Annotated in this window: 18 protein-coding genes; 3 read left to right on the forward strand and 15 right to left on the reverse strand. The window is 72.2% G+C overall.

All coding sequences use genetic code 11. The features are described from left to right. Positions 1-24: 24 nt before the first annotated feature. From QFZ82_RS08625 to QFZ82_RS08685, 13 genes are all read right to left on the reverse strand, one after another. The gene (locus QFZ82_RS08625; RefSeq protein ID WP_307712582.1) at positions 25-960 is read right to left on the reverse strand and encodes an LD-carboxypeptidase; all 936 of its coding nucleotides are present in this window, start codon (positions 958-960) and stop codon (positions 25-27) included. Continuing rightward, the gene (locus QFZ82_RS08630) at positions 957-2,954 is read right to left on the reverse strand and encodes a prolyl oligopeptidase family serine peptidase (RefSeq protein WP_307712583.1); all 1,998 of its coding nucleotides are present in this window, start codon (positions 2,952-2,954) and stop codon (positions 957-959) included. Before QFZ82_RS08630 ends, QFZ82_RS08625 begins: the two co-directional genes overlap by 4 nt. Before the next feature lie 175 nt (positions 2,955-3,129). Next, complete coding sequence (locus QFZ82_RS08635; RefSeq protein ID WP_307712584.1) at positions 3,130-4,464, reverse strand: M20/M25/M40 family metallo-hydrolase; 1,335 nt, start codon at positions 4,462-4,464, stop codon at positions 3,130-3,132. Continuing rightward, complete coding sequence (locus tag QFZ82_RS08640; RefSeq protein ID WP_307717664.1) at positions 4,457-5,293, reverse strand: M55 family metallopeptidase; 837 nt, start codon at positions 5,291-5,293, stop codon at positions 4,457-4,459. Before QFZ82_RS08640 ends, QFZ82_RS08635 begins: the two co-directional genes overlap by 8 nt. Positions 5,294-5,375: 82 nt before the next feature. Next, positions 5,376-6,602, reverse strand: a complete 1,227-nt coding sequence (rocD, locus tag QFZ82_RS08645; RefSeq protein WP_307712585.1) for an ornithine--oxo-acid transaminase — start codon at positions 6,600-6,602, stop codon at positions 5,376-5,378. Continuing rightward, positions 6,599-7,429, reverse strand: coding sequence for a dimethylargininase (gene ddaH / locus QFZ82_RS08650; protein WP_307712586.1), 831 nt, complete (start codon positions 7,427-7,429; stop codon positions 6,599-6,601). Before ddaH ends, rocD begins: the two co-directional genes overlap by 4 nt. Before the next feature lie 139 nt (positions 7,430-7,568). After that, entirely contained in the window at positions 7,569-8,078 is a 510-nt protein-coding gene (locus QFZ82_RS08655; RefSeq protein ID WP_177149154.1) for an Lrp/AsnC family transcriptional regulator, read from the reverse strand. A 38-nt stretch (positions 8,079-8,116) separates the two neighbouring features. Beyond that, positions 8,117-8,890 carry a hypothetical protein gene (locus QFZ82_RS08660; RefSeq protein WP_307712587.1) on the reverse strand — a complete coding sequence of 258 codons (774 nt, stop codon included), beginning with the start codon at positions 8,888-8,890 and terminating at the stop codon, positions 8,117-8,119. After that, entirely contained in the window at positions 8,874-10,469 is a 1,596-nt protein-coding gene (locus QFZ82_RS08665; RefSeq protein WP_307712588.1) for a VWA domain-containing protein, read from the reverse strand. Before QFZ82_RS08665 ends, QFZ82_RS08660 begins: the two co-directional genes overlap by 17 nt. Then, positions 10,469-11,713 (reverse strand): hypothetical protein, encoded by a 1,245-nt coding sequence (locus tag QFZ82_RS08670; RefSeq protein ID WP_307712589.1) that lies wholly within the window; start codon positions 11,711-11,713, stop codon positions 10,469-10,471. The genes QFZ82_RS08665 and QFZ82_RS08670 overlap by 1 nt, the downstream gene beginning before the upstream one ends. Positions 11,714-11,901: 188 nt before the next feature. Continuing rightward, the gene (locus QFZ82_RS08675; protein WP_307712590.1) at positions 11,902-14,304 is read right to left on the reverse strand and encodes a SpoIIE family protein phosphatase; all 2,403 of its coding nucleotides are present in this window, start codon (positions 14,302-14,304) and stop codon (positions 11,902-11,904) included. A 189-nt stretch (positions 14,305-14,493) separates the two neighbouring features. Next, a complete protein-coding gene (locus QFZ82_RS08680) occupies positions 14,494-16,893 on the reverse strand; it encodes an MFS transporter (RefSeq protein WP_307712591.1) in 2,400 nt (799 codons plus the stop codon). A gap of 212 nt (positions 16,894-17,105) precedes the next feature. After that, the gene (locus QFZ82_RS08685) at positions 17,106-17,549 is read right to left on the reverse strand and encodes an SRPBCC family protein (protein ID WP_307717665.1); all 444 of its coding nucleotides are present in this window, start codon (positions 17,547-17,549) and stop codon (positions 17,106-17,108) included. A 137-nt stretch (positions 17,550-17,686) separates the two neighbouring features. Here QFZ82_RS08685 and QFZ82_RS08690 point away from each other — a divergent pair, with 137 nt between their 5' ends. Together QFZ82_RS08690 and QFZ82_RS08695 are read left to right on the forward strand one after the other, a co-directional pair. Continuing rightward, complete coding sequence (locus QFZ82_RS08690) at positions 17,687-18,724, forward strand: Rv2578c family radical SAM protein (RefSeq protein ID WP_307712592.1); 1,038 nt, start codon at positions 17,687-17,689, stop codon at positions 18,722-18,724. A 288-nt stretch (positions 18,725-19,012) separates the two neighbouring features. Further along, positions 19,013-20,020: an L-threonylcarbamoyladenylate synthase gene (locus tag QFZ82_RS08695; RefSeq protein ID WP_307712593.1), complete on the forward strand. Its 1,008-nt coding sequence runs from the start codon at positions 19,013-19,015 to the stop codon at positions 20,018-20,020. A gap of 10 nt (positions 20,021-20,030) precedes the next feature. On the opposite strand, the gene QFZ82_RS08700 is transcribed toward QFZ82_RS08695, so the two are convergent. Continuing rightward, entirely contained in the window at positions 20,031-20,672 is a 642-nt protein-coding gene (locus tag QFZ82_RS08700) for a carbonic anhydrase (RefSeq protein ID WP_307712594.1), read from the reverse strand. 909 nt (positions 20,673-21,581) lie between these two features. Beyond that, positions 21,582-22,166 carry an adenylosuccinate lyase gene (locus tag QFZ82_RS08710; RefSeq protein ID WP_307712595.1) on the reverse strand — a complete coding sequence of 195 codons (585 nt, stop codon included), beginning with the start codon at positions 22,164-22,166 and terminating at the stop codon, positions 21,582-21,584. Positions 22,167-22,474: 308 nt separating this feature from the next. Between QFZ82_RS08710 and QFZ82_RS08715 the strand changes: the two genes are divergently transcribed. Next, positions 22,475-24,256 carry a 3-hydroxyacyl-CoA dehydrogenase family protein gene (locus tag QFZ82_RS08715; protein ID WP_307712596.1) on the forward strand — a complete coding sequence of 594 codons (1,782 nt, stop codon included), beginning with the start codon at positions 22,475-22,477 and terminating at the stop codon, positions 24,254-24,256. Positions 24,257-24,313 lie beyond the last annotated feature (57 nt).

The following is a 24,313-nucleotide window of genomic DNA, read 5'->3' on the forward strand; positions in this document are numbered from 1 at the left end:
GCCTTCCGCCGCGTCAACCGGCCGTCAGAGCAGCGCCGGTACCTCCAGCGTGAGCGTCCGGGCATCCGCGTCCAGCGTGGCCGGTACGCCGAGCGGCATCGTCAGCGCCGTCTCGCCGTGTCCGAAGCCGAACTCCTCCACCACCGGTACGCCGAGTCCTCCCAGCCGGTCGAGCAGCACCGCCCGCACCTGTTCGTACGGCCCGCACTCGGCCCACGACCCCAGCAGCACCCCGCCGACGCCCGACAGCCATCCGGAACGCAGCAGTTGGGTGAGCATGCGGTCGATGCGGTAGTCCTCCTCCCCCACGTCCTCCAGCAGCAGGAGCCCGCCACGGGCGGACGGCCGGGCGTGCGGAGTGCCGACATCGGCGGCCAGCAGGGCGAGGCAGCCCCCGAGGGTGACACCGCCCGCCCTCCCCGGCGCCATCGTGCGGGCCTGCGGCAGTCCCTCGACGGTGCGCACCGACTCCGGCTCGAACAGGGTGGCCCGCAGCGACTCCTGGGTGCGGGCGTCCTTCAGGAACGTGACCGCGCCCACCATCGGCCCGTGCAGCGTGGCGAGCCCCATCCGTACGGCGAACGCCTCGTGCAGTGCGGTCACGTCGCTGTAGCCGACGAACACCTTGGGGCCCGCCGCCCGCATCGCCGTCCAGTCGGCCAGATCCACCATGCGCTGGACACCGTAGCCGCCGCGGGCGCAGATCACCGCGGAGACGGACGGATCGCACCACGCCTCGGTCAGGTCCCGGGCGCGGGCCTCGTCGTCGCCGGCCAGGTACCCCAACCGGTCGTGCGTCTCGCGGACATGGGGCATCACGACGGGGTCGAGGCCCCAGGCGCGCAGGATGCCGAGGCCCGCGTCGAGGCGCTCGTCCGGCACGGGACCGCTGGGCGCGACGACGGCGACCCTGGCGCCCGGCCTCAGCCGGGCGGGCCGGCTGAGCGGTTCACTCGTCACTTCCTGAGCTCCAGCGCGGGGATGTCGGACCGGGTGATGCCGAAGGCCTGGGTGTACAGGGACAGTTCGGCCTCCAGCGCGCGGACCATCGTCTCCACTCTGCGGAAGCCGTGCCCCTCGCCCTCGAAGGCGATGTACGCGTGGGGGACGCCGCGTCCGGCCATCTGCGCCAGGAACCGTTCGCTCTGCGCGGGCGGGCAGATGACGTCGTCCAGGCCCTGAAGCAGCAGGAACGGTGCGGTGATGCCGTCCACGTGGGTGAGCGGCGACCGTTCCCGGTAGCGGCCGGGGACCTCGGCGAGCGGGCCGACGAGCGATTCGAGGTACTGGGACTCGAAGTCGTGCGTCTCTCCGCTCGCCCAGGAGAGCAGGTCCAGGACGGGATAGATGATCGTGCCGCAGGCGTACACGCTCGTTGTGGCGAGCGAGGCGGCCGCCGTCCAGCCGCCGGCGCTGCCGCCGCGGATCGCCAGACGCCGCGGGTCGGCCGTGCCCTCGTCGGCCAGCGCCTCGGCGACGGCCGCGCAGTCCTCGACGTCCACCACGCCCCACTGCTCGCGCAGCCGGTCCCGGTACGCACGGCCGTAGCCGGTGGAGCCCCCGTAGTTGACCTCGGCGACGCCGATGCCGCGCGAGGTGAAGTAGGCGATCTCCAGGTCGAGTACGAGCGCGGCGCGGCCGGTGGGGCCGCCGTGCGCCCAGATCACGTACGGCGGCAGCTCGTCGTCGGGTGCGACCCGGTCCGGGCTGTGCGGCGGGTAGATGTGGGCGTGGATCTCCCGGTTGTCGGGGCCGGTGAAGGTGCGGATCTGCGGCTCGGGGTAGTACGCGGGGTCCACCGGGTCGTCGTGGGCGCTGCCGATGACATGGGTCCGGCCGGTGCGGGTGTCGAGCTCGACGATCTCGTACGCGCTGCGCGGGCTGGCGGCGACGCCGATCACCCGGTCGCCGCAGACGGCGAGCGTGGCGGCCCATTCGCTCCACGGGCCCGCGGCGTCGACGAGCTCACCGGTCTCCGGATCCAGTATCCCGAGCGCGGTGGTGCCCCTGCCGTGGACGACGGCGACCAGCCCGTTGTCGAGGGGATGGAACCACTGCGAGCCGATCTTCCACAGCGGCCCGCCGAACTCCTCGCCCCGGCCCGGGCACAGGACGGCGGCGTGGCCGAAGGCGGCGCCCGCCGGACGGATGCGGCGCAGCTCCCACCAGTTGGCACGGTCGGAGACGAACAGCAGGGAGCCGTCCGGGGCCCAGTCGACCTGGCAGACCGACTCGTCCGCCTCGCCGACGACCGTGCGCACCTCCGTGAACGGTCCGCCCTCGGTCACCTCGCCGAGCATCACGACCGTGGCGTCCCACGGCATCCGCGGATGGTCCCAGGCGATCCAGGCGGCGTGCCGGCCGTCGGGCGACACCTTGGGGCCGGTGACGAAGCGGTGCCGGTCGTCGCTGAGTTCGCGGACGGCGCCGCGGTCGTCGGCGGCCGAGCCGTCGAGCGGCACGGCGGCGATCACGCGGCGTACGTCGGTGGGCGCCTCGCCGGTGGACTCCTCGAGGACGCACCAGACCTCGCCCTGCTCGATCCGCAACTGCGGGTCGGCCCACCGCAGTCCGCCGCCGACGGACGCGGTGGGGGTGAGCGGACGCGGCCGCGCGCCGGGCAGGTCCGGCTCGTACGCGTACAACCGCTGGTCCGGGAAGTGGACGAAGACGATCAGCGGACCGCCGTCGGCCCGCCCGGTCCCGGCCCAGGGCAGGCCGCCGTACTCCATGACCCGGCTGCGCACGTTCCAGGGTGCGGGCAGCACCGCATCCTCGCGGCCGTCGGGGCGCCGGCGCATCAGCGTGCGCCTGCCGCCCTCCGCCGGGCGTGGCGCGGTCCACCACACCTCGTCGCCGACGATGCCGAGGTGGTCCGGCTGCCCGTCGTGCGAGGCGGCGAGGGCGGCGCCGATCGGCGAGGGCCAGGTTCCGTAGGGCCCGGTGGGTACCATGTGCCGCTTCTCCTTAGGTCCTGTCCGGTCGATCAGGCCGGATCAGCGAGCGGGGTCTGGTGCGTGCGATCGCAAGGCGGAGGATTGAGTCCACGCGGAGCGTCGGCGATTGACGACAACGCAGCGAGCGTGCGTGCCAGGGCACGCGAGCCCGGCAAGATCGGCCGGACAGGGCCTAGGCGCTTCGCAGGTAGTGATCGAGCACGTGGACGCCGAAGTGGAGGGCCTCCACGGGAACGCGTTCGTCGACACCGTGGAACATGGCCGCGTAGTCGAAGCCGGGTGGCAGCTTCAGCGGGGAGAAGCCGTAGCCGGTGATGCCGAGCCGGGAGAACTGCTTGGCGTCGGTGCCGCCCGGCATGCAGTACGGCACGGTGCGGCCGTCCGGGTCGAACCGCTCGACGGCGGCGCGCAGTCTGGCGAACGTCGGGGAGTCGACGGGCGCCTGGAGCGGTACCTCGCGGTGGTGGAACTCCCAGTCCACGTCCGGTCCGGTCAGCCGGTCCATGGTCGCGATGAACTCGTCCTCGGCACCGGGCAGCATCCGGCCGTCCACGTACGCGGTGGCCTGACCGGGAATCACATTGATCTTGTAACCGGCTGCCAGCATCGTCGGATTGGCGCTGTTGCGCACCGTCGGTTCGACCAGGGCCGCGGCGGGACCGAGCTTGGCGATCAGCGCGTCGGCGTCGAAGCCGGGCGCGTGCACATCGGTGTCGATGCCGTGCAGCACGGCGAGTTCGGCGAGGGCCGCCCGTACGGTGGGGGTGAGCCGCACCGGCCACTCGTGCTCGCCGATCCGGGCGATGGCGGCGGCGAGCCTGGTCACCGCGTTGGCCCGGTTCACCTTGGAGCCGTGGCCCGCCGTGCCGCGCGCGGTGAGCTTCAGCCAGGCCGTGCCGCGTTCACCGGCCGCGATGGGGTAGAGCGTCATGCCGGGGACCGGGAAGGAGAAGGCTCCGGACTCGCTGATCCCCTCCGTACAGCCCTCGAAGAGGCCGGGGTGGCTGTCGGCGAGATAGCCGGAGCCGTCGATCGCGCTGGCCTCCTCGTCGGCGGTGTAGGCGATCACGATGTCGCGCCGGGGCCGGATGCCGTGCCGCGCCCAGGCCCGTACGACGGCGAGGACCATCGCGTCCATGTTCTTCATGTCGACCGCGCCGCGGCCCCACACCACCCCGTCGCGCACCTCGCCGGAGAAGGGGTGGACGGTCCAGTCCGCGGGCTCGGCGGGGACGACGTCGAGATGGCCGTGGACGAGGAGTGCGTCGGCGGAGGGATCGTCGCCCTCGATGCGGGCCACGACGTTGGTGCGGCCCGGTGTCCGCTCCAGGAGGGCGGGTTCGAGTCCGGCGGCGGCGAGCCGCTCGGCGACGTATTCGGCGGCGGGTCGCTCGCGGCAGTCGCCCGCGCCGCGGTTGGTGGTGTCGATGCGGATGAGTTCGGAGGTGAACGTCACCACTTCGTCGAGGGCCTGGGCGTCCACGGGCGTCGTCGTCACGTCAGCCATACTGCTCCTCCACAGCCGCGGAGACGATCGTCGTGACCGCCTTGAACGTGCGAATGCCTTCGTACATCGTCTCGCTGGTGTACGCGACGCGCCTCTCGCCGTGGGTGCGGGCGACGCCGGGGACGACGGTCGCGGCGGCGGCCAGGTGCTCGGCGTCGAACTCCAGCTCCACGGTGAAGGGTCCGCCGCGCACCGGTTCGTGCCGCACGGCGAGCGCGGCGGCCTCCTTGGCGGCGGCCCGGATCTCGGACGCGGTCCTGGCCGGGGTGCGGCACACGGCCGCGTAGCGCGAGACGTGGTCCTTGACGGCGACCTTGAGGGCGCCGGGCGCGTAGCCGAGCGCGTCCTCGCAGGTGAGGTCGTCGCCGGTGACGAGGACGACGGGGACGCCGTACTCGGCGACGACATGGGCGTTGAGCAGTCCCTCGCCGGCGCGGGCTCCGTTCAGCCATACGCCGGTGATGGAGTTGGCGAGGTAGGTGTGGGCGAGGACGCCCTGGGAACCGGCGCCGGTGTGGTAGCCGACGAAGGCGATGCCGTCGACGTCGCCGTGCTGGACGCCCTCCACCATGGACAGCGACTTGTGGCGTCCGGTGAGCATCTGGGCGCGCTCGTCGAGCTGTTCGAGCAGCAGATTGCGCATGGACCAGTGCGCCTCGTTGATGAGGACCTCGTCGGCGCCGCCGTCGAAGAAGCCGAGGACGGCGGCGTTGACGTCGGAGGTGAACAGGGAACGGCAGCGTTCCCACTGGGGGGTGCCGGGCAGGACGTCGGCGGGCCAGGTCACCCCCGTGGCACCCTCCATGTCGGCGCTGATCAGGATCTTCACAGCCACTCTCCGTTCCACGGGTGCACGGTGCCCAGGGGCGCGAGTGTAAACCGGGGAGTGGCTGTTCAGGAGGTTCCTGCGGCTATCGGCCGAGCACCTTTTCCAGGGAGGCGAGCGCGGCCTCGAGCTCCTCGCGGGTGATGGTGAGCGGCGGGGCGATCCGGATGGTGGAGCCGTGGGTGTCCTTGACCAGGATGCCCTCGGCCAGCAGCCGTTCGCTGATCTCGCGCCCCGTGCCGACCGCCGGGTCCACGTCGACGCCCGCCCACAGGCCGCGGGCGCGGAAGCCGACGACACCCCGCCCGGTCAGCGCGGCGAGGCCGTCGCGCAGGACGGTGCCGAGGTCCGCCGCCCTTCGCTGGTACTCGCCGGTGGCCAGCAGGTCGACGACCGCGGAACCGACGGCCGCCGACAGCGGGTTCCCGCCGAACGTGGAGCCGTGTTCGCCGGGGCGCAGCACGGACATCACGTCGCGCCGGGCGACGACCGCGGAGACGGGGACGATGCCGCCGCCGAGCGCCTTGCCGAGCAGCAGCATGTCGGGCACGACGGACTCGTGGTCGACGGCGAGCGTGGTGCCGGTGCGGCCGAGGCCGGACTGGATCTCGTCCGCGATGAACAGGCAGTTCGCGCGCCGCGTCAGGTCGCGCACGCCGGTCAGGTAGCCGTCGTCGGGAATGAGGACGCCCGCCTCGCCCTGGATGGGCTCGATCAGCACGGCCGCGGTGGTCTCGTCGATCGCCGCCTCGAGCGCCGCGAGGTCGTTGTAGGGGACGATGCGGAACCCGGGCGTGAACGGACCGAAGCCGCCGCGCGCGGTCTCGTCGGTGGAGAAGCTGACGATCGTGGTGGTGCGGCCGTGGAAGTTGCCGTCGGCGACGACGATCGTGGCCCGGTCGGGCGCGACGCCCTTGACCTCGTACGCCCATTTGCGGGCGACCTTGATGGCGCTTTCGACGGCCTCGGCCCCCGTATTCATCGGCAGGGTCATGTCGAGGCCGGTGAGGGCGGCGAGGCCCTCCGCGAAACCGGCGAGCCTGTCGTTGTGGAAGGCGCGGGAGGTGAGGGTCACCTCGTCGAGCTGGCGGTGGGCCGCGGCGATCAGATCCGGGTGGCGGTGGCCGAAGTTCAGTGCCGAGTAGCCGGCCAGCATGTCGAGGTAGCGGCGGCCCTCGACGTCCTCCACCCAGACGCCCTCGGCCCGGGCGACGACGACGGGCAGCGGGTGGTAGTTGTGCGCGAGGGTGGTCTCCTCGGCACGGATCAGCTCGGCGGAGGAGCGCTCGGTGCGTTCGGGCGTGAGGGTCATGCGCGGATCTCCTGGGTGCAGCACTTGATGCCGCCGCCGGCCTTGTGGAACTCCGACAGGTCGACGGGGACGGGGACGTAACCGTGGGCTTCGAGGCGGCCGATGAGCCCTTCGGCCTGGGGGGCGACGAGGACATGGCGGCCGTCGGAGACGGAGTTGAGCCCGAAGGCCATGGCGTCCTCGCGGGTCGCGGTCACCGCGTCGGGGAACAGGCGCGCCAGTACCTCGCGGCTGCCGGGCGAGAAGGCCTCGGGGTGGTAGGCGATGTGGGCACGGCCGCCCGCGTCCCCGTCGTCGAGGACGAACAGCGCGGTGTCCAGGTGGTAGAAGTACGGGTCGACCAGCTGGAGGCCGATCACCGGGACGCCGAAGAACTCCTGCACCTCGCGGTGCGCGGCTGGGGTGGTGCGAAAGCCGGTGCCGGCGAGGACGAAGTCGCCGGCGGGCACCAGGTCGCCCTCCCCCTCGCACACCGACTCGGGCCGGTGGACCTCGAATCCGGCGGCCTTGAACCAGGTCTCGTACGCGGCCTCCTCGGGCCTGCGCTGCGGTGCGTGGAACCGGGAGCCGAAGACCCGTCCGCCGAGGACGAGCGCCGAGTTCGCGGCGAACACCATGTCCACGAGGCCGGGCTCCGGCCTGACGTGCTCGACGGTGTGGCCGAGGTCTCGGTAGGTGCTGACGAGGGTCTGCCACTGGGCGCGGGCCAGGTCGTGGTCGACCTCGCCGCCCTCGCGCATCCAGGGATTGATGGCGTACTGCACGTCGTAGTACCGGGGTTCACAGACCAGGTAACGCCTGGGCCGGGGCACACGTCTTTGTGGCACCGAGGGATTCCTCCCGCTTCGTCTCGATGTCCGGTGGACGTCTCCACGGTAGGAATCGGGACGGACCGGCGACAAGAAACAAGAGCTGCGTGTACGCGCAGGAATGCTGCGTTTTCGGGTGTCCCGGCGGCGGTTCGCTTCACGCCTCGCCGGAAGGGGGTTCCTCCATGGTCGCGGCCCTTCCCGCACCGGCCTCCGGACTGGAGGTGAGCAGGTGGGAGAGCACCATGTAGCTGATCGTCTTGCGGATGAACGGCTCCGCCCGGATACGCTCCAGCACCTCCTCGAAGTGCTCCACGTCGGTGGCCCGCACGTGCAGCAGCGCGTCGGCGCCGCCGGTCACGGTCATCGCGGCCATGATCTCGGGGTAGTCGCGCACGACTTCCGCGAGACGGCGCGGCGGCGCCGCGCTGTCGCAGTACACCTCGACGTACGCCTCCGTGCGCCAGCCGAGGGCGGAGGGGCGGACCGTCGTGGTGAACCCGGTGATGATGTCGGCCTCGCGCATGCGGTCGACGCGTCGTTTGACGGCGGTCGCCGAGAGGCCGATCGCCGCGCCGATCTCGGTGAAGCTCGTCCGCGCGTTCGCGACGAGAGCGGCGACGATCTTGCGGTCCAGCTCGTCGAACGGCGCGGATCTGTTGGTCATGGCGGTGTTCCTCCGGACGGCCCTGCTGCGCGCGGACACTATCGGAAGATGGCCATGGCCTGCACTTCGAGCACCGAGTCGGCCGCGTTCCAGTCCTGCACCTTGCCCAGGCAGCGCGCCGAGAACGTGCCCTGCGGGACCTCGTTGCGCAGCCCCTCGGTCGCGCAGGTGACGCGGACCCGCGGACCGGACGACGGGTCGTCGGTGTCGCCGTAGGGGGCGAGGAAGACCGTGGACTCGGGCGATTCGCCGATCTTGCGGAACCGCCCGCGGATGAGCACGAAGTCCTCGATGTCGCGCAGCCGCACGGTCTGCGCCGGCGAGGCGCCGGACCGGGGATCGTTCGCCAGCGCGCGGGCGAGCGCGGCGTTGCGCCGTACCGATTGCCCCACGAGGTCGACATGGACGATGACGTCCTTCTTCTCCAGGACGTCCATGATGACGCCGATGACGGAGATCGGTTCGGCGACCTCCATGTACTTGCTGACGATCTCCCTGTTGTCCTTGCGCCCGCCGCCCGCGCTCAGCCCGAAGACCTTCGCCCGTACGCTGCCGTCCTTGCTGTCACTGGTGCGCTGCTCGACCTCCTTGCGCAGCGCCGCCGCGTAGCCGCGCATCTGGTAGTGGTCCATGACGGACCGGTCGTGCAGGTAGAAGCAGATGCTGTACGTCAGGTCCCGGCCGCCGCGTCCGCCCCGGACCAGCCGCTTCACGGTCAGAACGAGCAGCACGGCGGCGCCCGCGGCCGTCATCAGCCACAGGAGCATCCAGGGCCACCACACACCCCACCATGCCTCAGTGAACACACCCACGGATCTCCTTGAATGCGCTGAGGAGGGAACGGCCGGTGGCGTCGACCATGCGGCCGCCCGTCGCCCGTGCCCCCCGGTCCAGTTCCTCGTCGTCCGCCTCGCCGTAGCGGACGGTGTAGGTGCGCACCGCTCGGGTCTCCTCCGGCAGCCGCGCGTGGCGGCGGACGAAGGCGTCGAGACCTATGCCGGTGTTGTTCTCGCCGTCCGTCATCAGCACGATGGAGACGTTGCGCCCCGGCCGCTGCCGCAGGGCTGTGGACACGCTGCGGTAGGCGGTCTCGAGGGAGGACCAGACGGCGGTGCTGTCGTCGAAGTCGTCGGACGCGACGAAGCCGCGCAGGCGGTCCAGGTCGACCTGGCCCTCGTACGTGACGCTGCGCTCGTCCAGTACGCGCCCGCCGAAGCGCATCACCGTCAGCGTCTCGCCCCGGTAGAACCGCACGAACTTGCCCGAGGGCGAGTCGTCCGCGCCGGCGAGTCCGTCGAAGGTGGCGCGCAGCCGTTCGATGCGTTCCCCGCGCATCGACGTGGAGAAGTCGAGCAGGAAGATCACCTGGGCGGTGCGGTCGCGGTGCGGGTCCCCGTAGTCGGCGAGGAGCCGGTCGACGACTCTCTGGTCGTCGGGGAAGTAGAGCGCGTTGCCGACGCCCGCGCGCAGCGGCGCGATGCGGGGCACCGCCGGGTCGATCGGGCGGCGCATGGTGCGTTCCATGATCCGTTGCTGGACGGGTTCACTGCGCAGCCACTCCACCAGCCGGTCGTACGCGGCGCGCTTGGCCGGGTCGAGGAGGAGCAGGGGGTAGTCGGACAGGACCATCCCGTCCTTGGGATAGACGATCTCCAGCGGTTCGCGGAGCCGGCCGCTCCTGTTGAGCACGAGCAGTTCGGACTCGTAGGTGATCAGGGCGTTCAGCTCGCCCTGGCGGGCCACGTAGCCGTCGGCGAGCGAGCCCGAGACGTCGCTGGTGAGCGCGTGTCCGGCGAAGAAGCCGCGCAGCCGGTCGCAGGAGACGTCCGCCGGGCGCAGGGCGGTGCCGGTGCCGGCCGCGGCGGTCGCCACGCCGACGAGCGCGGCGAGGCCGCTGTTGCTGCGGCGCGGGTCGGCCATCCCGAACCGCAGGGAGCCGTCGGCGGCGGCGTCGGCCGCGTCGGACCAGGAGATCTGGCCGTCCGGGGTGTTCCGGCGCAGCCGGTCGGCGACGGCGCGCTTCATGCCGATGACGACGGGCGACCGCATGGTGTTGGTCGCCAGCGGCTTCTCGCCGCTCGCACCGTTCGCCTTGGCCCTCAGCAGGTAGTACCGGTCGGACGACAGCCACGCCAGGTCGTGCCGACGGGGCCCGGGTCCGGCCAGCTCGTTGCTGGCGTCCAGCGTCCCCCGGTGGTCCATCTCCAGCCTGATGCCGGTCTCGCGGCGCAGGTCGTCCAGCAGGGGCGCCATGTCGGCGAGTTCCGTGCTGGCCAGCACGCTCAGGGTGACCGGGTCGGGGCGGTTCGTCGAGCAGGCGGTGGTCGCGGCGAACCACAGGCCCGCCAGGCACAGGGCGACCAGCCTGGTCGCGCGGCCGGGCGCCGCCATCAGGGCTGCCCGGACGCGACGTCGGCGGCGGGGCAGTCCCCGACGGCGGAGATCATGCGCTCCAGAAAGCGCAGCCGGGGCATCTCCGACCTGGTGTCGTCACCGTCGATGGCGGGCGCGGGGACCTCGCGCTCCCGGAGGAAGCCGGTGAGCTGGTCGCCCGCGACGTGGCCGGTGGGGTCGAGGATGCGGAAGCCCAGTTCCATGGCGCGGCGCCGCAGCTCCGGGTCGCGTGTGATCAGTTCGCCGAGCCGGTCGCCGTCCCTGTTGAGGGCGATGAACTGCGGCTGGGTGACGAACTGTCCGGACGGGTAGAGCAGCACGCGCTGTGCGTCCGGCTTGTCGTACCGGTTGCGGTACTGCACCTGGTAGGCGAGGTACTGGTGCTCGTAGGCCACCACCACCGGGGCGATGTTCTTGCCCTCGGGCGAGATGTAGGTGCGGAAGACGTCGGCGGCGGGGAGACCCTGCTCCATGAGGTGCCGGATGTCCCGGCCGCGTTCGTCGGCCTCCCGGTCCGTGTCCGGCACCTCGTCGCCGCCGCCGTTCCAGGTGAAGGCGACCAGCGCGAGGTAGGTTCCCGCGGAGTTGGAGCCGCAGACGTCGGGGGTCTGGGCGACGATCCGGTTGGCGTTGGTGATGCCGTGCCGCCGGACCCCGATGTCGTTCCAGCGGCGCTTGTCGTGGATGTGCTGGAGGAACTTCTGCATGTCCAGCACGTAGTAGAACGGCTGGTCGGAGCCGGGCCCCCGCTGCGCGGTCGCGATGCCCGCGTCGGCGAGCGTCTCGGCGTACTCACGGTAGGTGGCGAGTGCGATGGGGCTGACGAACGGACGGTGGACCTTGGCGTACCGGTTCGCCGCCGCGCGCTCGCCGGTGATCAGGTCGCCGGCGGGCTGCCCGGAGGGGAAGACGAAGTCGTACGAGGAGATGTCGTGGACGGCGACCTCGCGCGAGCCCGAGCTGGTGATGTGCACGCGTATGTGATGCTTCATCAGGATGCGCTGCACCTCTTCGTCCTCGAAGAAGTCACGCTTGGAGGCCATCTTCCCCTCGAGCGTGACGACCCGTTCGAGGGGCAGCAGGATGTTCCCCGACACGGCCAGCACCGTCGTGCCCGTCAGCACGGCGGCCAGCAGCGGGAGGACCGTCAGGAGGAAGCTGCGCCGCGACCAGGACGAGCGCGACTCCCGTCTGATGCCCAGCCGCGGTTCCTCGGCCGTCCGTCTCTCCCCGACCTCCACGGGCGCCTCCCCCTCGTCCCCGGCGTCACCTCGAGAAACATCCTTTCGCCTCCGGGTGACTCCCCGGAGACCTCACGGCCACCGTCAGGTGAACAGTTCAACTCCCGCTGTCGAAAAGCTGGTTGGACGGACGACGGCTTGTCCGGACGGCTCGGCCCATCCGCCCCGGACACCCGCCCGCCGGGCCGTCACGGCAGGGACAGTTCGCACCAGACCGTCTTGCCCCGCGCCGTACGGCTCGTGCCCCACTCCCGCGCGAGGGCGCTGACCACGCGCAGGCCCCGCCCCGCCTCCTCCTCCGGCCGTGCGCCGCGCAGTGTCGGCAGGGTGTGGTCGTCGTCGGCGACCTCGCACAGCAGCGTCCCGGCCCGTACGAGACGCAGCTCGGCGCGCCGCCCGTCGGCGTGGCGCACGGCGTTGGCCACGAGTTCGCCGACGAGCTGTTCCGCGGTCTCGGTGAGCGCGCCGAGCCCCCACCCGGCGAGCTGTCCGCGGACGAGCCGACGGGCACGGGCGGCCTCGCGCGCCTCCAGCGACAGCTCCCAGGTGGCGACGGAACCGGGCTCGATGCCGTTCAGACGGGCCATCAGCAGCGCGACGTCGTCCTTGCGGCCGCCGCGGGTGTTGAGGGCACGGATGATGGTGTCGCAGGCGTCGTCCATGGACGCGGCCGGGTGTGCGGCCGACTCGCAGAGCGTCGCGAGGCCCACGCCGATGTCCTCGCCGCGCACCTCCACCAGGCCGTCCGTGCACATCACCAGCCGGTCGCCGGGCGACACGGGCACGCGGACGCTCTCGAACGGCACGCCGCCGACGCCGATCGGAGCTCCGGTGGGCAGGTCGAGAAGTTCGCTGCGGCCGTCCTCGGCGCGGACGATCACGGGCGGGATGTGGCCCGCGTTCGCCAGGTGCAGTTCGCCGCGGATGGGGTCGTACACGGCGTAGAGGCAGGTGGCGAGGTAGTGCTCGCCCATGCGCTGGGCCAGGTCGTCGAGGCCCCGCAGCAGCTGCTCGGGCGGCAGGTCGAGGGCGGCCATGGTCTGCACGGCGGTGCGCAGCTGGCCCATCATCGCGGCCGAGTTGAGGCCGTGGCCCATGACGTCGCCGACGACGAGCGCGGTACGCGAACCGGGCAGCTTGACGGAGTCGAACCAGTCGCCGCCGACCCGGCCCAGCAGCGTGCCCGGCAGATAGCGGGTGGCCGTGTCACAGCCGGCCATGCGCGGGGTGACCTGCGGGAGCATCGAGTCCTGAAGGGTCTCGGCGACGTTCTCCTGGTAGGTGTACATGCGCGCGTTGTCGATCACGAGTCCGGCGCGGGCGGCCAGCTCGGCGCCGGTGACGCGGTCCATGTCGTTGAACTCGGGCCGCTCGGGGTGGCGCAGCAGGATCATGCACCCGAGGACGACGTTGCGCGCCTTGAGCGGTGCGATGAGCATCGAACGGCCGTTGATGAGCGGACGCATGTCGCGCTTGTCGAACTGCTCGGCGATCGCGGTGCCCATCTCCTCGGTGATGCGGGGCACCAGGACCGGCTCGCCGGTGATCATGCACTGGAAGAAGGGCGTGTGCGCGGGGAACGGCATGGATTCGCCGACCGGCACGACGTCGTCCCAGCGCCCCGGCTCGTCGACGTGCTCGAAGGCGACACGGTGCCACATGGTCGTCGCGTCGGGCTCCCCTTCCGAGAAGCCCTCGCCGGCGACGACCTCCTCCCGCAGGTAGGTGCAGGCCACGTCGCTGAACCGGGGCACGACCGCGGCGCTGACCTCGTGGATGGTGCGGGCGAGGTCGAGGGAGGAGCCGATGCGTCCGCTGACCTCGTTCAGGAACTCCAGGCGCTCGCGCACCGCCGCGTACTCGAGGTCCTGCTCCAGATCCGCGGCGTCCACGGGATGCCCGGCCGCGACGGCCTCCTCGGCGGCACGGCGGCGCGCGAGGCGCTCGGCCCTGCGCGGCACTCCCCAGTCAGGGGTGACGGGCACCCGATCGTGGTGGCTGAACTCCAGGACCGGGTAGCCGAGTTCGAGGATCTGGGAGACGATCCGGTTCGACTCGCGCACACTCATGCTGGGCATGATCTCGGGGAGCCCGCGCGCCAGTTCGCCGAAGCCGGGGAAGTCGGTGTGCAGGGCGAAGCCGGGTGCGATGCGCTCGACGCTCTCGTCCGCTCCGGCGAACTGGCCGGCGTCCGCCGCGAGGACGACCAGCCGTTCCCTGCCCGGTCCGACCATGGGGTAGGCCCACCACAGCACGTCGATACGGTCCTGGCCGGGATCGGACAGCCGGGCGCGGCCCGCCGCCGGGTAGTCGGTGAGGCCGCCGAGGGCGTCGAGGGCGCCGTGCAGGGCCTGTCCGCCGTAGCCGTCGACGAAGTCGTCGGCAGCGTCGGCCGCCAACGCTCCGAAGACGGGCAGCAGTTCGACGGCGGGACGGCCGATCGCCGCCTCGCGCGCCGGGCCGAAGAGACGCCGGGCGCCGGTGGACCAGTGCGACACGAGGCCGTCGCCGTCCACGACGACCACCGCAAGCGGAATCCTCCCCGCGGCCGCGTACTCCTGCGGCGGGGCCGACGGAACACCACTGTCCATGGGCGGAGCGCTCCTTCCAGGATCCGGGGACCGTGTCACCACGGTACGGCGCTGTGCGGTGCACGCGCCGGGCAACGGCCCAACACGTGGTGCGCCCGCGCACAATTGACGTCGGTCAAGCTCTCCACTGGTCCGGCCGCGGCGCGGGCGCGCCGAGTGCGCCGCCCCCTGCCGCGGGCCGGGACCGGTTCAGTCGGCGTGCCCGAGCTGGAGGTCGCGTTCCGTGCGTCCGCCGCCCGCGACCTGGAGCACGGTGGCGACCGGCGGGTAACCGGCCGCGATGACCGTGTACTCGCCGGACGACAGGTCCACGAAGCGGAACATTCCGTCCGGTCCGGTGGTGAGCGTGTCGACCACGTTGCCGGCCGCGTCGAGGAGAGTGACCCGGGCGTCGTCGACCGGCCGGCCGTCCCCGGCGCGCACGGTGCCGCGCAGCACCGCCCCTCCGGCCAGTTCGATGTCCTGGCGGGTCTCGCGGGACGGCTGCACGCTCACGGGGTGCGCGGCCGGCCGGAAGGCGGGGGCGCTGGCGGCGAGGGTGTACTCCCCCGCGACCAGTTCGCCGATCACGTAGCCGCCCTCCCGGCCGCTGCGGGTGGAGGCCACGACCTCGCCTCGCACGTCGGTGAGCGTGACGGCCGCGTCGCGGACCGGAGAGCCGTCGGCGGTGACGACGACACCCGCGAGCCGGCCTGCTCCGCCGAGCACGACGTCGAGCTCGACGGGCCGTTCGCCGACGGTGACCGTCACCGCCTGGGGCTGGTGGCCGCCCGCGGCGGCGATCATCACGTACGAGCCGGAGCCCGGCACACTCAGCGCGTACCGGCCGTCCTCGCCGCTCGCGCCGCGGCCGATCTGCTGCCCCTGGACGTCGATGAGGGTGAGCGCGGCGCGCGGGACGGTGCTCCCGTCGTGGTGCTGCACGGTGCCGCAGACGGGGACGCCCGCGACGGGGGCGGCGGCCGGTCCGGGGGCGGCCCGCACGGCGGTGCGGGCGTGCGGGACGGCGGCGGGCTCGGCGGTGGAGGCGTTGTGGGACACCAGCGGTTTCTCCTTGAGGAAGAAGGCGAGGAAGAGGCCGAGGACGAGCACCGGCACGAGGTACAGGAAGATCCGCGGCATCGCGTCCGCGTACGCCTGGATGTAGCCCTCGCGCAGCGCGGGCGGCATGGCGTGGACCAGCTGCGGGGTGATCGATTCCGGGGCGGGCAGGCCGGCGCCGGCCGGGACACGGCCGGCGAGCGCGTCGGTGAGCCGGTCGGCGAACAGGGTGCCGAAGACGGCGGCGCCGACGCTGCCGCCGATCTGCCGGAAGTAGTTGTGGGCGCTGGTGGCGGTGCCGAGGTCGGCGGGCGGCACGGCGTTCTGGACGGCGAGGATCAGCACCGGCATGACGAGTCCGATGCCGATGCCGAGGACCGCCTGCCAGAGGCTGTACTCGAGGCGCGGCGTGTCCGCCTCCAGCCGGGAGAGCAGCCACATGCCCACGGCCGAGAGGGCACTGCCGGCGACGGGGTAGACCCGGTAGCGGCCCGTACGGCTGATGAGCTGGCCGGAGACGATGGAGGCGACGACGATGCCGCCCATCATCGGCAGCATGAGCAGGCCGGACTCGGTGGCAGTGGCGCCGTCGACCATCTGCAGGAAGGTCGGCAGGTAGCTCGCCGCCCCGAAGAGCGCGATGCCCACGACCGCTCCCACGAGGGACGTGAGCGTGAAGACGGAGTCGCGGAACAGCCGCAGCGGGATGAGCGGTTCGGGCGCGAAGCGCTCGACGACGAGGAAGAGGACGGTGCTCGCGGCGGCGCCCGCGGCCAGGGCGAGGACGACGCGCGAGTCCCAGGCGTACTCGGTGCCGCCCCAACTGGTCAGCAGGACGAGGCAGGTGGAGGCGGCGGCGAGGAGCAGGGTGCCGAGGACGTCGAGCCGGGCCCGGGCGGCGGGCTTCGGCAGCTTGAGCACGAGGGAGACCACGACCAGCGTGATCAGCCCGAAGGGGACGTTGAAGTAGAAGCACCAGCGCCAGGACGCATGGTCGGTGAAGAAGCCGCCGAGCAGAGGCCCCGCGACGGAGGCGAGTCCGAAGGCGGCGCCGATGAGTCCCATGAACCGGCCGCGTTCGCGTGCCGGGACGATGTCGGCGATGATCGCCTGCACACCGATCATGAGGCCGCCCGCGCCGACGCCCTGGACGGCGCGGAAGGCGATGAGCTCGTTCATGCTGCGCGACCAGCCGGCCAGCGCCGACCCGATCACGAAGACGACGATGGCGAACTGGAACACGCCCTTGCGGCCGAAGAGATCGCCGAGCTTTCCGTAGACCGGCAGGCCGATCGTGGCCGTGAGCAGATACGCGGTGATCGCCCAGGGCATCCGGTCCAGGCCCTGGAGCTCCCCCACGATCCTCGGCAGCGCTGTGGCGACGATCATCTGCTCGAGCGCGGCCAGGAGCAGCGCGAGCATGAGGCTCATGAAGACGAGCCGTACGCGGCGGGGGCTCAGCGGCTCCGGCCGGGCGGGTACGGGAGGCGGCGGGTTCACCGGACCGGTGGCGGGCTGCTCGTCCTTCACCAGAGTGCTGCCGCTCACGTCCTGCTCCCCTCGTCACGCTGCGCGGCGTCATTCTTCGCATTGCGCATGAAGGGGGAGCAAGTCGGGCGCACTCCCGGCAGGGCGTTCGAGAGTGCCCCAACAGGGCGTGCGCGAGGCGCACTTGGGGCGCTCATCAGGGGCTTTCCCGCGACCCGATGCGCCGGGGACGCACGTGCGGGCCGCGGGGAAAACCACCCGTTCCGGTGAGGCTACTTCTCGACGTGGGCGGCGAGCCTGTCCAGCACGCTGTCGTAGATCCGGCCGAGCCCCTTGGGCGCGAAGGTCCTCTCGAAGAAGCCGCCGATGCCGCCGGCGCCGGTCCAGACGGTGGTGACGACCACCCTGGACCTCCCCTCGCCGGCCGGGGTGACCCGCCAGGTGGTGACCATGGAGGAGTTGCGGTCCTTCTCGACGAGCTCGCCGTCGGTGGGCTCGGTGACCTCCAGCAGGCAGTCGCGGACGCGCTTGCTGGTGGCCTGGAGCTTCCAGTGGACGAGGGTGCCCTCGCCGTCGCCGCCCTCGCGCACCTCGTACTCGCTGAAGTGCTCGGGCAGGAGCTTCGCGCGGGTGCCCGCGTAGTCGGCCAGCGCGTCGAACACCGTCTCCGCGTCCGCCGAGATGATCCGTTCCGTGGTGGCCTCGACCTGCGCCATGTCCTGTTCCTCCAGCAGTCGCTCCATCGGGATGCGCACTAGCCAATCACCTCCCGCACCCCCTCCCAAATCACGGTTGAAGCGATCATGGGAACAGATGTTCTATTCTCTGGTCAGAGCGAGCGAGGAGGCGCCCCATGCGCTGGGACAATCTGGCCGAGAGCCCCGCCACCAACGGGGCCGCCCTGTTCGGGGCATCGGCGGTGACCACCCGGACCTTCGACACCCCCGAGTTCCGGGGCATCACCTTCCACGAGGTCCGCGCGCGTTCGATCCTCAACCGGGTGCCCGGAGCGTCCCGGATGCCGTTCGAATGGACCGTGAACCCCTACCGGGGCTGCACGCACGCCTGCGTGTACTGCTTCGCCCGCAAGACCCACAGTTACCTGGACCTCGACACGGGACTCGGCTTCGACTCCCAGATCGTCGTGAAGATCAACGCCCCCGAGCTGCTGCGCCGTCAGCTCGCCTCCCGCCAGTGGCAGGGCGCGCATGTCGCCATGGGCACGAACGTGGACTGCTACCAGCGCGCCGAGGGCCGCTACCGGCTGATGCCCGGCATCATCTCGGCGCTGCGCGACCACGCGAACCCGTTCTCCATCCTGACCAAGGGCACGCTGATCCTGCGCGATCTCGACCTGCTGCGGCAGGCCGCCGAGGTCACCGAGGTCGGCATCTCCGTCTCGGTCGGCTTCACCGACCGCGAGCTGTGGCGCACCGTCGAGCCGGGCACGCCCTCGCCCGAGCGCCGGCTCCACGTCGTCCGCGCACTGACCGACGCGGGGATCGGCTGCGGCGTGCTGATGGCGCCGGTCGTTCCGTTCCTCGGCGACCACCCGGACCAACTGCGGGCGACGGTCCGCGCGATCGCCGCGTCCGGCGCCACCTCGGTGACCCCGCTCGTGCTGCATCTGCGGCCGGGCGCCCGCGAGTGGTACATGGCCTGGCTGCGCGAACACCATCCGCACCTGGTCGCCCGCTACGAGCGGCTGTACGCGGAGGGCGCGTACGCGCCGAAGTGGTACCAGCGCCGTATCACCCGCCATGTGCACGAACTGGCGGCCGAGTTCGGGATCGGCCCTTCGGCCCGGCCCGGCGGCCACCGCCGCCTGCCGGTGCGCCCGGAGCCGCATGCCCGGGCGGAACCGGAGCCCACCCAGCTGACCCTCCTCTAGCCCGCGGGCTCCAGTACCCCCCGTACCGCGCCCGGGTCCCAGTAGAACGGGCGGATCTCGCGGATGCGGCCGTCCCGCACCGTCATCAGCTGGACGATGGTCGTCTCCAGTGCGCGGCCGACGCCCGGGCGACGAACCGCACACGCTCGCCGCGATCGAGGCCGGATCCCCCGTGCCGCCGTGGCGCTGTCAAGCGTCCGGACTCACGCGGTGCCGTCGGCCTTGGTTCGTTGTCATGCGCGACGAGACCACGGAATGTGAAAGTGGGATCAGTGAGAGGATTGCGGGGTGACGGCCAGAACCAGTGACATCGAGAAGGCAGCCGGTGTGCTGCGCGCCGGAGGCCTGGTGGCCTTCCCGACCGAGACCGTTTACGGCCTGGGCGCCAACGCCGAGGATCCCGCCGCCGTCGCGCGCATCTTCCAGGTCAAAGGGCGTCCGCCCTCCCACCCGCTGATCGTCCACGTCGGCGGCGCGGAGGACCTGGGCGACTGGGTCGAGGACGTGCCCGCGACCGCGCGGCTGTTGGCCGAACGCTTCTGGCCGGGGCCGCTCACACTGGTCCTGCGGCGCGGTCGCCGGGTGCCCCTCGAAGCGACGGGTGGGCTGGAGACGGTGGCCGTGCGCGTGCCCGACCACCCCGTCGCACTCGCGCTGCTGTCTGCTTTCGGCGGCGGTGTGGCGGCCCCGTCCGCCAACCGCTTCGGCTCGGTCAGCCCCACGACGGCGGGCCACGTCCGTGCGGAGCTCGGTGACGCCGTCGACTTCGTGCTGGACGGCGGCCCCTGCGAGGTCGGCGTCGAGTCGACCATCGTCGACGCCACGGGCGAGACCCCGAGCGTGCTGCGGCCCGGCGGGGTGACGCGCGAGAACCTCGAAGCCGTGCTGGGGTACCCGCTTGAAGTCCCTGCGACGAGCCGCGTTCGGGTGCCGGGCCAGCATCCGTCCCACTACGCGCCGCGCGCGCGGGTCGTCCTCGTCGAGCCCGAGAAGGTCGTCACCGAAGCGGAACGCGCGCAGGAGTTGGGGCACCAGGTGGGCGTTTTCCTTCCCCCGCCCTTCGCCGGCGCCCCGGTGAAGGCGCACGCCGTGGTGGAGGTCCCCGGTTCGGCGGCCGCCTACGCGCGCGGGCTGTACGGGTTCCTGCGCGAGCTCGATCAACGCGGGTGCGACCTCATCGTCGCGTCCTTGCCGGTGGAGGAGGGGCTGGGACTCGCGATCGCCAACCGGCTCCGCCGCGCCGCCGGCCCCCGGCCCTCCACCGGTATCGACGTGCCGGATCTTCAGGAACGCTGAGCGCCCGGCATCACGACACCGCGTCTGCCGGTACCTCAAGGCCGCGGACGGTGACAAGGCGGGCCGTTCCGTCGGCCAGCCGATACGACAGCCCCACCACGGCGGCCTGCCCGGCTTCGACCGCCTGCGCCAGGACGCGGGAGCGGTCCAGCAGCAGGTCGACGGTGTGCCGGATGTGCTCGGCGATGAAGTCGGCGTCCTCGGTGTGCCCGGCCGCACGGGCGGCCAGCACGCTGGGGGTCACCCGCTCGATCACGTCCCGTACGTAGCCGCCGGCCGGCCTGCCGTCCTCGACCGCGGAGCGGGTGGCGGCCACCGCGCCGCACGCGTCATGGCCCAGCACCACGACCAGGGGTGCGCCGAGCACGCTCGCCCCGTACTCGATGCTGCCCAGCACCTCCGGGCCCGCGACGTGTCCGGCGGTGCGGACCACGAACAGGTCGCCCAGCCCGCGGTCGAAGATGATCTCGGCGGCCAGGCGGGAGTCGGAGCAGCCGAAGAGCACGGCGAACGGGTTCTGGGCAGGGACGACCTCGGTACGGCGGGCGGCGTCCTGGTTCGGGTGCTCCGGCGAACCGGCGACGAACCGCTGGTTGCCGGCCATCAGCATCTCGAAGGCGTCACGAGGCGTAAGCGTCTGGGTGTCGGCCATGGGAAGCAGACTACGACCAGAGCCCGGGCACGGCGCAGCCAGGTCCAGCCGTAGCCGAGAGAGCAGACGGGGGCAGGTGGTGCCTGCTTGAGTGGCGGAATGGCTCAGAGTCCGGGCCTTCGCGCGTCGGCGGCCGGGGGCGTTCCTGGGCGGTGCGGTGGTGGCCGGTCTCGTGGTCGGCCGTCTCGCGAAGGCAGGCGAGGCGGCCCAGCCCTTTGACGGTGGGCGGCAGGCCCCTGCCCGTGAGGAGAGCAGTCCGCTGCCGCAGGGCACTGTGCGGCAGGAGCTGCCCGGTTATCCGGGGGTGTGAGATGTCGTCGATCTCCCCGCAGTCGCCGCAGCGGGTCGCCGACGAAGCACGCAGGCAGAGCCCCGACAGCCAGTAGTCCCGGTGCCGGGACGCACCACCGCCACAGGCAAGATCCGCCCTGCAGCCCGGTCGACCCCCGCCATTGAGCGGGCCCGTGACCGCCACTGCGCGGGCCAGGGGCTTCCCTCCCCGGCCTGGCGTGGCGGCACCGGAAGGAGGACGTGACCATGGCCCGGAACGCAGGAGAGAAGGACGGCAACGGCGCACCTCGCCGAGGGCGAGGAGAGCGGCCGCCGCCCGAGACGCCCACCCAGATGCCCAAACGGTCATGGGGAGCTGTACTGAAGCGCACCCTGAAGGAGTTCAAGGACGACAGCCTGACCGACTGGGCCGCCGCCCGGCGCCGAAGCCCAGCTGGGCCGCCAGCCGGCACCGGCCGCCCTGCCGGCGCGAGCGGCATGCCTCGTCCCCCGTTCTCGGGGCCGGTCGCGTACCGAGGCCGGCGGCCACGTCGGCGTGCCGCGGCGAGGACGCCCGGGGCTCGCGCCCACGGGCACGGCCCGCGCCGGGCCCCCACTGTCAGTCACTCCCATCGGCCGTCACGCGCCCGGTGCCGGGTCCGGCAGGCGGGCCAGCGCCGCCGAGGCCGCAGCCGTCAGGCGGGGATGGGACAGGGCCCCGCGCAGCACCTCGGCGGCGCGCGGGTCGCCGAGGGCGCCGAGGCCCTCCACACAGGCGAGGGCTACCCGCCAGTGCGGATCGCCGGGAGCCAGCCGCCGTCCGAGGACCGTGATCAGCGCCGGTACCGATTCGGGCGCCCGCAGCCGGATCAGCAGCCGCACCGGCACCAGCGCGTACGCGACCCGCAGCTCGTTGGTGGCGAGTGCGGCCGCCGCGCGCGGCGTGCGGGGGTCGGCGAGCCGGCCGAGCGCGTGGGCGGCGGAGACGCACCGCTCGGGGTCGCGGTGGTTGAGCAGGAGGACCAGGGACTCGAAGGCCCGCCGGTCACCGGCGCAGCCGAGGCGGAAGGCGGCCATCTCGCGCGCCCACAGGGGGCGTTCGTGCTCGGTGAGGACCGCAGCGAGCTCCTCCCTGTCCGAGGTGGCCAGCAGCCGTTCGTACGCCGGACCGCCGCCCGCCTCGTCGCGCAGCCGTGTCGCGAGCGACCGCAACTCCTCGTCCATGGCGGTCAGGGTATCGGCGGGCCCGCACGGCGATCCAGATCACACCCCCCGAGGGGTGGCGCGCTCGTTACCCGCAAGTTAATCTCATGTGAGCGGGTAACCCCCGCACCCGCCGCGGCCTGGTGACGCAGCCGCCGACGGGAGCAGTCGGTTCGGCAGTTTCTGCCATCAGTACGACGTGACACGGGACAGAGTCCGTCGGCCCACGCGAATGTCCGTGCGCCATACGCCCGTTGGCGTTCCCACGCCTGTACGGCTTCCTCCGCGCGCGCTCCTCATCAGTCGTCACTCATCCCTGGAGTCCCCCGATGGACACCCCTCTGCACACCATCGCCGTGGTCGGCCTCGGCACCATGGGCACCGGCATCGCCGAGGTCCTCGCCCGCGCCGGCCGTGAGGTCATCGGCATCGACGTCAGCGAAGCCGCCGCCCGCCAGGCGGTCGCCGCCCTCGAGGCCTCCACCGCCCGCGCCGTGGAGCGCGAGCGGATCACCGAGGAGGAGCGCCGCAACACCCTCGCACGCTTCCGCACCTTCTCCGACCTACAGGCCGCGGCGGACGCCGACCTCGTGATCGAGGTCGTGCCGGAGTCGTACGAGGCCAAGCAGCAGGTCTTCCGCGAGCTGGACGCCGTGGTCCGCCCGGACGCCGTCCTCGCCACCGGCACGAACGCCCTGTCGGTGACCCGGCTCGCCGCCGAGTCCCAGCGCCCGGAGCGCGTGCTCGGTCTGCACTTCTTCAACCCCGCTCCGGCGATGAAGCTGGTCGAGGTCGTCTCCTCGGTGCTGACATCGCCGCAGGCCGTCGAGGCCGTCACCGTGCTCGCCCGCGACCTCGGCAAGGAGCCGGTCGCGGTCGGCGACCGGCCGGGCTTCATCGCGGACGGCCTGCTGTTCGGCTACCTCAACCAGGCCGCCGCCATGTACGAGGCCCGGTACGCCTCCCGCGAGGACATCGACGCCGCCATGCAGCTGGGCTGCGGACTGCCGATGGGCCCGCTCGCCCTGCTCGACCTGATCGGCATCGACACCGCGCGCACCGTGCTGGACGCGATGTACGCCGCCTCTCACGACCGGCTGCACGCCCCCGCGCCGATCCTGGGGCAGCTCAGCGAGGCGGGCCTGACCGGCCGCAAGGCGGGCCGCGGCTTCTACACGTACGCCGCTCCCGGCTCGGCCGAGGTCGTCACGGACGCGCTCACGCCGCTCGGTGCGGCCGCGGCCGCCGCGGGCCGTGAGGTCCGCTCGGTCGGCGTGGCCGGCTCGGGCACCATGGCGAGCGGCATCGCGGAGGTCTTCGCCAAGGCCGGCTACGACGTCGTCCTCGCGGCCCGCAGCCTGGAGAAGGCCGAGAACGCCAAGGGCCTGATCACCAAGTCGCTGAACCGCTCGGTGAGCAAGGGCCGGATGACCCAGGAGGCGTGCGACGCCACGCTCGCACGCATCACGCCCGCCGGCTCGCTGGACGCCTTCTCCGACGTGGACCTGGCCGTCGAGGCCGTCGCCGAGGACCTGGAGATCAAGCAGCAGCTGTTCGCCACGCTCGACAAGGTGTGCAAGCAGGGCGCGGTGCTGGCCACCACGACCTCCTCGCTGCCGGTCGTGGCCTGCGCACGCGCCACCTCCCGGCCGCAGGACGTGATCGGGATGCACTTCTTCAACCCGGCACCGGCGATGAAGCTGGTCGAGATCGTGCGGACGGTCCTGACCGCCGACGACGTCCACGCGACGGTCCGCGAGGTCACGACGAAGATCAGGAAGCACCCGGTGGACTGCGGCGACCGCGCCGGATTCATCGTGAACGCGTTGCTCTTCCCGTACCTGAACAACGCGATCAAGATGGTCGAGGAGCACTACGCCACCCTCGACGACATCGACGCCGCGATGAAGCTGGGCGGCGGCTACCCGATGGGCCCGTTCGAGCTGCTCGACGTCGTCGGCCTCGATGTCTCGCTGGCCATCGAGAAGGTGCTGCACCAGGAGTTCCGCGACCCGGGCCTCGCGCCCGCGCCGCTGCTGGAGCACCTGGTGGCCGCGGGGTGCCTGGGACGCAAGACGGGTCGCGGTTTCCGCGAACATGCCCGGCGCTGATCCCGACGGCGCGTGGGGTGGGCTGCTCGGTCCGGGCAGTCCGCCCGCCGCGTCCGA

Source organism: Streptomyces sp. V4I23, assembly GCF_030817975.1.
Taxonomy (GTDB): Bacteria; Actinomycetota; Actinomycetes; order Streptomycetales; family Streptomycetaceae; genus Streptomyces.